11 protein-coding genes are annotated in these 11257 nt (G+C 68.0%); 5 read left to right on the top strand and 6 right to left on the bottom strand.

Annotated elements, in window-relative coordinates:
• The first annotated feature begins 8 nt into the window (after positions 1-8).
• The gene (locus tag J2W36_RS07805) at positions 9-884 is read left to right on the top strand and encodes an SMP-30/gluconolactonase/LRE family protein (protein ID WP_307689134.1); all 876 of its coding nucleotides are present in this window, start codon (positions 9-11) and stop codon (positions 882-884) included.
• A gap of 56 nt (positions 885-940) precedes the next feature.
• Here J2W36_RS07805 and gloA read toward each other — a convergent pair whose 3' ends face one another.
• A complete protein-coding gene (gene gloA, locus J2W36_RS07800) occupies positions 941-1390 on the bottom strand; it encodes a lactoylglutathione lyase (RefSeq protein ID WP_307689133.1) in 450 nt (149 codons plus the stop codon).
• Between the two features lie 97 nt (positions 1391-1487).
• Positions 1488-2654, bottom strand: a complete 1167-nt coding sequence (locus J2W36_RS07795) for a mandelate racemase/muconate lactonizing enzyme family protein (protein WP_307689132.1) — start codon at positions 2652-2654, stop codon at positions 1488-1490.
• A gap of 115 nt (positions 2655-2769) precedes the next feature.
• On the opposite strand from J2W36_RS07795, the gene J2W36_RS07790 reads away from it, so the two are divergent.
• Positions 2770-3747 carry a LysR family transcriptional regulator gene (locus J2W36_RS07790; RefSeq protein WP_307689131.1) on the top strand — a complete coding sequence of 326 codons (978 nt, stop codon included), beginning with the start codon at positions 2770-2772 and terminating at the stop codon, positions 3745-3747.
• A gap of 6 nt (positions 3748-3753) precedes the next feature.
• Here J2W36_RS07790 and J2W36_RS07785 read toward each other — a convergent pair whose 3' ends face one another.
• From J2W36_RS07785 to J2W36_RS07770, 4 genes are all read right to left on the bottom strand, one after another.
• Positions 3754-4452 carry an ABC transporter ATP-binding protein gene (locus J2W36_RS07785; RefSeq protein ID WP_307689130.1) on the bottom strand — a complete coding sequence of 233 codons (699 nt, stop codon included), beginning with the start codon at positions 4450-4452 and terminating at the stop codon, positions 3754-3756.
• Positions 4449-6110 carry an ABC transporter permease gene (locus J2W36_RS07780; protein ID WP_307689129.1) on the bottom strand — a complete coding sequence of 554 codons (1662 nt, stop codon included), beginning with the start codon at positions 6108-6110 and terminating at the stop codon, positions 4449-4451. Before J2W36_RS07780 ends, J2W36_RS07785 begins: the two co-directional genes overlap by 4 nt.
• 17 nt (positions 6111-6127) lie before the next feature.
• Positions 6128-7189, bottom strand: a complete 1062-nt coding sequence (locus J2W36_RS07775; RefSeq protein WP_307689128.1) for a Fe(3+) ABC transporter substrate-binding protein — start codon at positions 7187-7189, stop codon at positions 6128-6130.
• A 165-nt stretch (positions 7190-7354) separates the two neighbouring features.
• Complete coding sequence (locus J2W36_RS07770) at positions 7355-7900, bottom strand: PaaI family thioesterase (RefSeq protein WP_307689127.1); 546 nt, start codon at positions 7898-7900, stop codon at positions 7355-7357.
• Positions 7901-7953: 53 nt separating this feature from the next.
• On the opposite strand from J2W36_RS07770, the gene J2W36_RS07765 reads away from it, so the two are divergent.
• The 3 genes from J2W36_RS07765 to J2W36_RS07755 all read left to right on the top strand — a co-directional run bounded on the left by J2W36_RS07765 (position 7954) and on the right by J2W36_RS07755 (position 11251).
• Positions 7954-8409: a MarR family winged helix-turn-helix transcriptional regulator gene (locus J2W36_RS07765; RefSeq protein WP_307689126.1), complete on the top strand. Its 456-nt coding sequence runs from the start codon at positions 7954-7956 to the stop codon at positions 8407-8409.
• Positions 8410-8478: 69 nt separating this feature from the next.
• The gene (locus J2W36_RS07760; protein WP_307689125.1) at positions 8479-9789 is read left to right on the top strand and encodes an MFS transporter; all 1311 of its coding nucleotides are present in this window, start codon (positions 8479-8481) and stop codon (positions 9787-9789) included.
• A 13-nt stretch (positions 9790-9802) separates the two neighbouring features.
• Positions 9803-11251 carry an MATE family efflux transporter gene (locus J2W36_RS07755; RefSeq protein ID WP_307689124.1) on the top strand — a complete coding sequence of 483 codons (1449 nt, stop codon included), beginning with the start codon at positions 9803-9805 and terminating at the stop codon, positions 11249-11251.
• Positions 11252-11257 lie beyond the last annotated feature (6 nt).

Genomic DNA, 11257 nt, shown 5'->3' with positions numbered 1-11257 from the left:
AGACATTCATGCGAATCGAAATCCTCGTCGACGTCAAGACAGAGTTGGGCGAAGGCCCCGTCTGGGACGTCGAGGAACAACGCCTCTACTGGATCGACAGCTTCGGCAGGAAAGTTTTCCGCTGCACGGCGGATGGCCGGGAGATCAGGGCCTGGGACGTGCCGGAGCGCATCGGCTCGATGGCGCTTCGAAGCAGCGGTGGTGCCGTCCTTTCGCTGGCCAATGGCTTTCACTTTCTCGACTTCAAGACCGGCGAGACGCAGCTCATCGTCGATCCGGAGCCCGACAAGCCCGCCAACCGGCTCAACGACGGCAAGGTCGACCGGCGCGGCCGCTTCATCGCCGGCTCCATGGACACCAAGGAGGAGGGCCCCAACGGCGCGCTCTACCGGCTCGACACCGACCTGTCGCTGCACAAGCTGGATGACCACATCATTTGCTCCAACGGACCCTGCTGGAGCCCCGATGACCGCACCTTCTATTTCGCCGACACCTGGTCGGGCGAGATATGGGCCTACGACTATGACCTGGACACCGGGAATGTGTCGAACCGACGCACTTTCACGAAACTTGACATGTCGACAGGCGGTGCAGCCGATGGTTCGACGGTCGATGCCGAGGGATTTCTCTGGAATGCGCAGGTCTACGACGGCCGCCTGATCCGCTATGCGCCCGACGGGACCGTTGACCGCGTCATCGAGATGCCAGTGAAGAAGGTGACCAGCGTGAATTTCGGCGGGCCGAACCTGGACATCCTTTACGTGACCTCGATGGCCAAGCCGCCGCTGCCGCGCTTTCCAGTGGACGGCGTGCAGGGCGGCAGCCTGTTCGCGATCCACGACCTCGGAGTGCGAGGAATCGCAGAGCACAGGTTCGGTGGCTGAGCGTCAGCGTCCATGTCGATTACAACGACCTTACGCGGCATGCTGTCGCTCCTCTGCTAAACGCTTCGTAGCGGATCGGCGTTGTCGGCGTCTGACTGGCGGCTTGCTTCACCAGTCGTTGATTTTGCTTGTATCAATTCGATCTTGTAGCCGTCCGGATCCGTCACGAAAGCAATCACCGTGCTGCCGCCCTTGACGGGGCCGGCCTCGCGGGTCACGTTGCCTCCGGCTGCCTTGATCTTCTCGCAAGCCGCGTAGGCGTCGGGCACGCCGAGGGCGATGTGGCCATAGGCGGTGCCGAGTTCGTAGCTCTCGGTGCCCCAGTTGTAGGTCAGCTCGATCTCGGCCTGGTCGGGGTTGCCCTTGTCGAAGCCGACGAAGGCCAGGCTGTACTTGTACTCGGGGTTCTCCGAGGTGCGCAGCAAATTCATGCCGAGCACCTGCGTGTAGAAGTCGATCGAGCGCTGGAGGTCGCCAACGCGCAGCATGGTATGGAGAAGTCTCATGGCGGGGTCCGTGGGGCAGAGGAATATGGAATGCCTCCATTTTCCGCGCAGATGCGGCCGCCCGTCGGGCTGGCCGCGTGGAATCCTTACAGGCCACTCAGCGCGCGAGCGCGTGCATTTCGGCGATCAGGTCGGCCTTGCCTTCGAAGCCGATGCCTGGCAGCGGCGGCAGCACCACGTGTCCGTCCTTCACCTTCACGCCGTCGGGAAAGCCGCCGTAGGGCTGGAACAGGTCGGGGTAGCTTTCGTTGCCACCCAGCCCCAGGCCGGCCGCAATGGCGAGCGACATCTGGTGGCCGCCATGGGGGATGCAGCGTGACGGCGACCAGCCGTACGTCTTGAGCATGTCGAGCGTGCGCAGGTATTCGACCAGCCCGTAGCTCAAGGCACAGTCGAACTGCAGCCAGTCGCGTTCGGGATGCATGCCGCCGTGGCGAATCAGGTTGCGCGCGTCCTGCATCGAGAACAGGTTCTCGCCCGTGGCCATCGGACCCTGGTAGACCTCGCCGAGCCGGGCCTGCAGCTCGTAGTCGAGCGGGTCGCCGGCTTCTTCGTACCAGAACAGCGGGTACTGCGAGAGGGCGCGGCCGTAAGCGATCGCGGTGGGCAGGTCGAAGCGGCCGTTGGCGTCCACCGCCAGTTGCTGGCCCGGGCCGAGGATCTTCAGCACCGATTCGATGCGCGCACAGTCCTCGGCCAGCGTGGCACCGCCGATCTTCATCTTCACGACCGAGTAGCCGCGCTCCAGGTAGCTGGCCATTTCGCGCTGCAGGCCGTCGACGCCCTTGCCGGGGTAGTAATAGCCGCCTGCCGCGTAGACGAACACGCGCGGGTTCGGCGTGCCGTTGCCGTAGCGCTCTGCCAGCAGTTGGTAGAGCGGCTGGCCCGCGATCTTGGCGACGGCGTCCCATACCGCCATGTCGATGGTGCCCACGGCCACCGAGCGCTCGCCGTGGCCGCCGGGCTTCTCGTTGATCATCATGCGCGCCCAGATCTTGTGCGGGTCAAGGTTGTCCCCGGTCTCGTTGCACAGCGAGGCAGGCTCGGCCTCGAGCAGGCGTGGCAGGAAGCGCTCGCGGATCAACCCGCCCTGGCCATAGCGCCCGTTGGAGTTGAAGCCGTAGCCGATCACGGGCCGGCCGTCGCGGACCACGTCGGTGACCACGGCCACCAGGCTCAGCGTCATCTTCGAAAAGTCGATGTAGGCGTTGCGAATGTCCGACTTGATGGGCCGGGTCGATTCAAGGATGTTGACGATTTTCATGAGCGGGCAGGCTGCGGTGGCGCAGGGATAATGAAAGGGAAGGCGTGCATCTTTTTCCGTGGGGACTGCCGCCGTCCAATACCCGAATCGCATACAACTATTCCCGACCGCAGACATGGGCCCCGGCAACCGTCCCCTCGACCTCGAATGGCTGGAGGATTTCCTGGCACTGGCCGACTGCGGCAATTTCTCGCGCGCCGCGCAGGCGCGCTCGATCGCCCAGCCTGCCTTCAGCCGCCACATCCGCGGGCTGGAGGAATGGGTGGGCGTGGCACTGTTCGATCGCAGTGCGCACCCGGCGGCGTTGACGGCGGCGGGTGCGCGCTTTCTTCCCTTACTGCAGGAAACGCTGGCCGGTTTGCAGGCTGCCCGCACGCAGGCCCGCGCGGCCCATGAACGCGATGCGGCAAGCCTGAGCTTTGCAGCCACGCACGTCCTGTCGCTCACCTTTTTCCCGCGATGGCTCGGGGGCATCGAGGCGCAGTTGCGGCTCGGGCCGATCCAGACGCTGTCGGACAGTTCGCACGCCTGCGAGGACCTGATGCTGCAACGGCGCGTGCAGTTCGTGCTGTGCCATGGTCATGCGGCAGTGCCCGGCCGGCTGGACGACGCGGCATACCCGACGCATCGCCTGAGCGATGACGTGCTGATGCCGGTGAGCGCGCCGGGACCGGGCGGCGAACCGCTGCATGCGCTGGATGCTTCGGCGCGCCCGGGTGCGATGGAGGACCCCGCCGTGCTGGCCTACAGCGAGGCCTCCGGCCTGGGCCGGATCGTGCGCACCGTGCTCAACGCCCACGCGGCCAACGCGCCGGCCAATGCCGCGAGCAACGGGGTCGACAACGTAGCGGCGCCGGCCTTCCCCGTGGTCTTCACGGCCCACCACGCGGTGCTGCTGCGCACTTTGGCCCTCGAAGGTCGGGGGCTGGCCTGGCTGCCCCTGAGCCTGGTCGCCGACGACCTGCGCGAAGGGCGGCTGGTGGAGGGGGGCGCGGCGCACTGGCGTGTGCCGGTGGAGATTCGCCTGTACCGCCAGCCCGCGGAAATGTCCGCGGCGGCCGAAGCGCTGTGGCGGTTGATGGCGCCCGACTGAATGGCCTCAGGTCCGCGTGACGCCGTCCCAGCGCGCGAGGCGTCCGTTGTGCATCAGGCCGACGTGATCGGCCATCGCCTGGGCTTCGGCCTGATTGTGGGTTACCAGCAAGGCGGTCTGGCCGGCGTGCTTGAGGATGTCGCGCACCTCCGCGGTCAGGCGCTCGCGCGTGTCGACGTCGAGATTGGAAAAGGGCTCGTCGAGCAGCAGCAGCGCGGGGGAGGGTGCCAGCGCACGCGCCAGCGCAATGCGCTGCTGCTGGCCGCCCGAGAGCTCGTGCGGATAGCGTCCGCCGGCCTCTGCCAGCCCGACCAAGGCGAGCAGTTCCTTGGCGCGCGCATGCTGCGCTTCACGTGGCTGCCGGCGCAGCCCGAAGGCGATGTTCTGCGCGGCCGTGAGGTGCGGGAACAACGCGTATTCCTGGAACATCATGCCCACGCGCCGCCGTTCGGGCGGCAGGTGCACCGTGGCGGAGGAAAGCGTGACTTCGCCCAGGCTGATGCGGCCCGCGCGTACCGGCTCGAAGCCAGCAATGGCGCGCAGCACGGTGGTCTTGCCGCAGCCCGACGGGCCCAGCAGACAAGCGATCTGGCCGGCATCGAGGGCGAGCGAGAACTGGTCGACCGCCACGTGCCGGCCTCGGCCGCCGTCGTAGGCGATGCGGACCTCGTCCAGGCGCAGGGTCGAACTCAGCAGAGGCGTCATGAGGATGGGTGTCCGTGGCGAGGCGCTGTCGCAGCACCGGCGAGTTGTGTACGCGCGAGCAGCACCACCGGCAGCAGTCCGGCCAGCACGATCCCGAGCGCGGCGATCGCGCCTTCTTCGTAGGTGCCACGTGCCGCCTCGGCATACAGCCAGGTCGCGAGCGTGTCGAAATTTGCGGGCCGCAGCAGCAGCGTGGCTGGCAGTTCCTTCATCGCATCGACGAAGACCAGCAGCGCCGCCGCGGCCAGCGCGGGCCGAAGCAGCGGCAGGTGCACGCGGCGCAGCGTGCCGGCCGGGTTCTCGCCCAGCAGCCGGGACGCCTGTTCGAGCGCAGGCGGCAGGCGTGCGAGGCCGGCCTCGATGCCGCCCACCGGCATGGCCAGGAAGCGGAGCGTGCAGGCCGCGACCAGCACCACGCCCGCGGCCATCAGCGGCAGGCCGGGCAGCCCCAGCAGCGTGGCCAGACCGGCGTCGAACGCCAGCGCGGGCGTGAGCAGCCCGATCGCCAGCACGGTCCCCGGCACGGCATAGCCCAGCGACGCCGCGCGCGCCTGCCAGCGCGTACGCGTCGGGGTGGAGCCTGACTGCCGCGTCGCCCAGGCCACGATGAGGCCACCGGCCACTGCGGCGGTGGTCACGCCCGCGGCCAGACCCAGCGTGTTGCCCAGGCTGCCGATCAGGCCCGGCGACAGACCGTGCCCCAGGCGCAACCGCTTGACCGTTTCCCACACCAGGTAAAGCGCCGGCGCGACGAAACCGATGAGCACCGGGAGCGTTGCCACGGTGGTCGCAAGCCAGGCGGCCGCGCCCTGCAGACGCCTGGGCTGCAACGCGTGCATGCGCTGCGCCGAGCCGAAGCGCTGGTGGCGGCGCCCATGTCGTTCCAGCCCCACCAATGCCACCACCACGACCAGCATCGCGCAGGCGATCTGGGCGGCACCGGCCAGATCGGAACGTGTGATCCATGTGGTGTAGACCGCCACCGTCAGCGTGTTCACGCCGAGGAATTCCGAGGCGCCGATGTCGTTGAGCGTCTCCAGCAGCGCCAGGCTCAGCCCGACGGCCAGCGCCGGGCGCGCGAGCGGCAGTGCGACACGGAAGAAGGCGCCCGCACGTCCTTCACCCAGCGTGCGCGCGGCCTCCATCCAGTGCGCGGGCTGCGTCATGAACATCGCGCGCGCCGTCATGTAGACGTAGGGATAGAGCACGAAGCCGAGCACCAGGATGGCGCCGGGCAGCGAGCGCAGGTCGGGCAGGCGGAACTGGCGCGGGCTCTCGAAGCCCGTCAGCCAGCGTATGGCACCCTGCACCGGCCCGATCGGGTGCAGCAGGTCGAGGTAGGCGAAGGCGACGATGTAGGTCGGCATGGCCAACGGCAGCAGCAGTGCCCAGTGCAGCATGCCGCGGCCGGGAAAGTCGCACACCGTGACCAGCCAGGCGCAACCGGTGCCGATCAGCAGCACCATCGCTCCGACGCCTGCCAGCAGCAGGGCCGTGTTCAGCGCTGCCTGGGGCAGCACGTTCTGCAGGAGATTCGTCCAGTGGCCCAGTCCCGAGCCGAGCGCGATCCAGGCCAGGCTCACGACCGGCGCGAGCACCCCAACCGCGATCGCCAGCGAGGCGATGCGCCAGGTGGGGCCGACGGGAGGCAGGCCCACAGGCCTGCGCCAGGGAATCACTGGTCGAAACCGACCTTGTCCACGAGCGCGCTGGCTTGCTTGCGATAGCGCGCGATCTCGGTCAGCGGCAGAGGGTCGACCTTGAGTTCACCGATGGCCGACGCCACGATCGGGTCGAGCGCCACGCCCTTGCGCACCGGGTATTCGTAGTTAGCTTGTGCGTACAGCGCCTGCGCCGGTTCGGAGACCAGGAACTCCAGCAGCTTGACTGCGTTGGCCTGGTTCGGCGCGTTCCTGGCCACGGCCGCACCGCTGATGTTCACGTGCGTGCCACCGCTCCTGGCGCTGGCGAACGTCGGCTTCAACACCTTGATCGCATCGCCCCACTTGCGCGCGTCGCTGCCTTCCTTGGCGGCCTTCATCTGGCCGACATAGTAGGAGTTGGCCACGCCGATGTCACAGATGCCGCCCAGGATGTCGCGTGCCACGTCGCGGTCGCCGCCGGTGGCTTTGCGTGCCAGGTTGGCTTTGACGCCGCGCAGCCACTGCTCGGCCTTCGCCTCGCCGTCGTGCGCGATGAGTGCGGCCACGAGCGCGGTGTTGTAGGGGTGCTGGCCGGCGCGGATGCAGACCTTGCCCTTCCATTGGGGGGCCGCCAGGTCTTCGTAGCGGAAGCTTGTCAGCGGCAGCGACTTGTCGGCGTACAGCACGCGCGCGCGCATCGACAGGCTGAACCACTGACCGTCGGCGCCGCGCAGGTTGGCCGGAATGGCGGACTCGAGCGCACTCGATTTCACCGGCTGCGTCACCCCGCCTTCGACCAGGTCGAGCAGATTGCCGACGTCGACGGTCATCAGCAGGTCCGCCGGCGAGCGGGTGCCCTCGGCCTTGACGCGTTCGAGCAGGCCGTCTTTCACGAAGACGGTGTTGACCTGGATCTTGCTCTGCGCGCTGAACGCCGAGATCAGCGGCTGGATGAGCGCCGGCTCGCGCGTCGTGTAGAGCGTGAGTTCGCCGGCAGCATGGGCCGGCACGGCGAATGCCAGTCCCGACACGGCAAGGGCGGCGCAGCTCAGTGCACGGGCGGCATGCGCGGGTGCGCACAGGACAGCGTTCATGGGGGAGATCCTCCGGAAAAACAAGGTGTGGTGTAGCGATGTGGCCGCCTGCAAGCGACGGCGTAGACGCGAATAATTATCAACCAGCACCTGCGCGCCAGCGTGCAAAGCGCTTACCCGGCCGAGGCCTATTGCAGCCCTGCAGCCCCCTCGGACCCCCGTGATTCAGCGCTGCGCAGCCGGCGCCTCGAACACCAGGCAGGTGGTGGTCGCATGCGCATACAGCGTGCCGTCGGCGCCGACAACGCGAGCCTCGGCCGTGGCGAGCTGGCGGCCGCAATGGATCACCTTGCCTTCGGCGCGCACGCGCTGCACCTTCGGTGTGAGGCCCTTGACGTAGTTCACGCCCAGCTCGGCGGTGGTGTAGCCGCGGCCCGGCGGCAGCATGGTATGGACGGCGCAGCCCAGCGCCGAGTCGAGCAGCGTCGCGACCCAGCCACCGTGGATGGTGCCCAGCGGGTTCAGGTGCCGTGCGAGCGGTGTTCCCTGGAACACGGCACGTCCCTGGTCGACCTCGACGATCACGAAGTCCAGTGTCTGCGCGATCGCCGCGAACGGAATCTCTCCGGCCAGCATGGCCTGCATGACTTCCAGGCCGGTCTTGCCGGCAATCTGTTCGGGCCGCGCAAGCCCGGGGCCCGGACCGGCCTCCAGCCGGGCCAGCACGTCGCGTTCGTCGGCCAGCCAGCGGTCCATCGTTTCCTGCGTCATCATCATCTCCGATTAAAGTTGCATATGCAATGATTGTAGCTACAATCATTGGCATGACCACCGATGCCAAACCGCAGGGCTGTACCAGTTTCAAGGTGCGGCAGCTCATGCGCCGCATTTCGCAGCACTACGACCTCGAGGTGTCTCAGAGCGGACTGAAGACCACGCAGTACTCCCTGCTCTCGCACGTGATGAGCCTGGGCCCGCTGCGTCCGGTCGACCTGGCTGCGGCGATGAAGATGACGCCCTCCACACTCAGCCGCAACCTTCAGCCGCTGATTGCTGCAGGCTGGCTCACGCTGGGTGCGGGTGCCGATGCGCGCAGCCGGCTGGTGCACATCACCGAGGCGGGCATTGCCAAGCGGCGTGAAGGCCAGAAGCACTGGAAAGTCGCGCAGAACAAGCTCAACGAGCAGCTCGGCGTGGACCGGGTGCTGGCGCTGCATGCGCTCATCGACGACGCCATGGGCCTGCTGGGGCCTGAGCCGGAAGCGGGAGCTGATGGCTGACCGTTGCCGTTCGCACTGACGTTCACGCGTTCGCCGCTCCCCAAGTTCCACGTTTTCTCAAAGGCCCCCATGTTCGCCTCCCGCGTCTTTCCCTGGCTGCAGCGCCGTGGCATCCACTATGGCTGGGTCGTCGCCGCCATCACCTTCCTGACCATGCTGACCATGTCGGCTGCGCTCGGCCTGCCGGGCGCGATGATGCAGCCGCTGGGCAGGGAATTCGGCTGGAGCACCGAGCAGGTGTCGTCGACCCTGGCACTGCGCTTTGCGCTCTTCGGGCTCATGGGGCCGTTCGCTGCGGTGCTGATGGAGCGTTATGGACTGCGCGCAGTGATGTGCGTCGGGCTCGCGCTGGTCGGCTCGGGCATGGCGCTGGTCACGTTCGCGTCGCAGCTGTGGCAGCTGTTCATCGTCTGGAGCCTGATGCTCGGCGTGGGCACCGGCATGACCGCGCTGGTGCTCGGGGCGGTGGTGGCCAACCGCTGGTTCGTTGCGCGCCGCGGGCTGGTCGTCGGCATGCTGACCGCGAGCTCCGCCACCGGCCAGCTCGCCTTCCTGCCTGTGGCCGCGTGGATGATCGAGCATTGGGGCTGGCGCTCGGCCGTTGCGCCGGTGTTCGTCGGCGCTGCGCTGATCGCGCTGCTGTGCCTGCTGTTCGTGCGCAACCGACCGTCCGATCTCGGGCTGCTGCCGTACGGCCAGACACCGGCCGAGGCGTCCAAGGTCGCTGCCGCAGTGCCCGTGGCAATGAACTGGCGCACGCCCTTCGTGGTGCTGCGGGAGGCCTCCGCCAGTCGCACGTTCTGGATCCTCGCCGGCACTTTCTTCATCTGTGGCCTGAGCACCAACGGGCTGGTGCAGACGCACTTCATCTCACTGTGCGGTGACAACGGCCTGGGTGCCGTGCCGGCGGCCTCGGTGCTGGCGATGATGGGCGCCTTCGACTTCGTGGGCACGATCCTCTCGGGCTGGCTGTCGGACCGCTATGACAACCGCAAGCTGCTCTTCTGGTACTACGGCCTGCGCGGTTTGTCGCTGTTCTGGCTGCCGCATTCGGAGTTCACGATCTATGGCCTGGGCCTGTTCGCGATGTTCTACGGACTCGACTGGATTGCCACCGTGCCGCCCACCGTCAAGCTCGCCGGTGCCACCTTCGGTCCGCAGAAGGTGGGGCTGGTGTTCGGATGGGTGTTTGCCGCCCATCAGCTCGGCGCCGCCACCGCAGCCTATGGCGCGGGTTTTGCCCGCACGCTGCTGCTGACCTACACCCCGGCGCTCTACACGGCCGGTGCAGCCTGCCTGCTGGCTGCGGTGGTCGTGATGGCGATCCGCCGGCCCGGCACACCCGCCAAGACAGCGCCCGCTGCCGCAGCCCGAGCCTGAGGCTCCACCCGCCATGACCACTGCCTCCACCGACATCGACCCCCGCACGCGCCGCCTGCTGGAGGCCCCCATCGTTGCGACGCTGCTGCGCCTGGCCGCACCGAACGTGCTCGTGATGGTGGCCCAGGCGGCCGTCGGCCTGATCGAGACCTACTTCGTCGGCAAGCTGGGCACCGATGCGCTGGCTGGGATGGCGCTGGTGTTCCCGATCGTCATGCTCATGCAGATGACCTCTGCCGGTGCCATGGGCGGCGGCATCGCATCGGCCGTCGCCCGTGCGCTCGGCGCGCGCCGCGGCAACGACGCGCAGGCGCTGGTCGGCCATGCGTTGGTCATTGCGCTGGGCTTCGGGCTGGCGTTCACGCTGGCGCTGCTGCTGGGTGGGCGCGCGCTCTACACAGCCATGGGCGGCAGCGGTGCGGCGCTGGAGGCCGCGCTGACCTATTCGCACTGGGTTTTCGCCGGCGCCGTGCTGGTGTGGCTCTTCAACTCGCTGGCCGCGCTGATCCGTGGCACCGGCAACATGGCCGTGCCGGCCAATGTGACGGTGGTGGGCGTGGTCTTCCTGGTGCCGCTGTCGCCCCTGTTGATCTTCGGCTGGGGGCCTTTGCCGGGCATGGGCATTGCGGGCGGCGCGATCGCGCTGCTCGTCTACTACCTGGTCGGCTCGCTCGCGCTCATCGCCTACCTGCGCTCGCCCCGCAGCCTGCTCGGCCTGCATGTCGCCCAATGGCGGCTGCGCTGGCCGCTGTTTCGCGACATCCTGCGCATCGGCCTGGTCGGTGCGGTGTCGACCGTGGCGACCAACTGCGCGATCGGCATCACGACCGCATTGGCGGGGCATTTCGGTTCAGGCGCCATTGCCGGCTATGGCACGGCATCGCGGCTGGAGTATCTGCTGGTACCACTGGTGTTCGGCCTGGGCGCACCGCTGGTCGCGATGGTCGGCACCTGTATCGGTGCGGGCCAGCGCGAGCGGGCCCTGCGCGCCACCTGGGCGGGTGCAGCGATCGCCTTCGCGCTGACCGAACTCATCGGGCTGACCGCTGCGCTGTTCCCGCGCCCGTGGTTGATGCTCTTTGGCTCCGACCCGGCGATGCTGGAGGCCGGCACGCAGTACCTGCGCGCCGTCGGCCCGCTCTATGGCTTCTTCGGCGTCGGGCTGGTGCTGTACTTTGCTTCGCAGGGCGCGGGCCGGCTGCTGTGGCCGGTGCTGGGCAACCTCGCGCGGCTGGCAGTCGCCGGCATCGGAGGCTGGCTGGCGTTGCGCTGGGGTGGCCAGTTGCAGCATGTGTTCGTGGCACAAGGCGTTGCGCTGGTGGTCTACGGCGTGGTCATTGCGTCAGCGATTGCCGGCGGCGCCTGGTTCGGGCCGGTCGGCTGGCCGCGCAGTCCGCGCGGGCTGCTGGCGCGCTTGCAGCCGGCTGCGCTTTCTGCATCATCCTCATCTTCTTCCTCCTGATCTCAA

It is taken from the genome of Variovorax ginsengisoli (assembly GCF_030811835.1).
GTDB classification, from domain to species: domain Bacteria; phylum Pseudomonadota; class Gammaproteobacteria; order Burkholderiales; family Burkholderiaceae_C; genus Variovorax; species Variovorax ginsengisoli_C.
This window is presented reverse-complemented; position numbering and strand designations above follow the sequence as displayed.

What these genes read in the sequence shown, in the direction of transcription:
- J2W36_RS07805 (WP_307689134.1), top strand. Translation starts at nt 9, where the DNA reads ATGCGAATCGAAATCCTCGTCGACGTCAAGACAGAGTTGGGCGAAGGC.
- gloA (WP_307689133.1), bottom strand. Translation starts at nt 1,390, where the DNA reads ATGAGACTTCTCCATACCATGCTGCGCGTTGGCGACCTCCAGCGCTCG.
- J2W36_RS07795 (WP_307689132.1), bottom strand. Translation starts at nt 2,654, where the DNA reads ATGAAAATCGTCAACATCCTTGAATCGACCCGGCCCATCAAGTCGGAC.
- J2W36_RS07790 (WP_307689131.1), top strand. Translation starts at nt 2,770, where the DNA reads ATGGGCCCCGGCAACCGTCCCCTCGACCTCGAATGGCTGGAGGATTTC.
- J2W36_RS07785 (WP_307689130.1), bottom strand. Translation starts at nt 4,452, where the DNA reads ATGACGCCTCTGCTGAGTTCGACCCTGCGCCTGGACGAGGTCCGCATC.
- J2W36_RS07775 (WP_307689128.1), bottom strand. Translation starts at nt 7,189, where the DNA reads ATGAACGCTGTCCTGTGCGCACCCGCGCATGCCGCCCGTGCACTGAGC.
- J2W36_RS07770 (WP_307689127.1), bottom strand. Translation starts at nt 7,900, where the DNA reads ATGACGCAGGAAACGATGGACCGCTGGCTGGCCGACGAACGCGACGTG.
- J2W36_RS07765 (WP_307689126.1), top strand. Translation starts at nt 7,954, where the DNA reads ATGACCACCGATGCCAAACCGCAGGGCTGTACCAGTTTCAAGGTGCGG.
- J2W36_RS07760 (WP_307689125.1), top strand. Translation starts at nt 8,479, where the DNA reads ATGTTCGCCTCCCGCGTCTTTCCCTGGCTGCAGCGCCGTGGCATCCAC.
- J2W36_RS07755 (WP_307689124.1), top strand. Translation starts at nt 9,803, where the DNA reads ATGACCACTGCCTCCACCGACATCGACCCCCGCACGCGCCGCCTGCTG.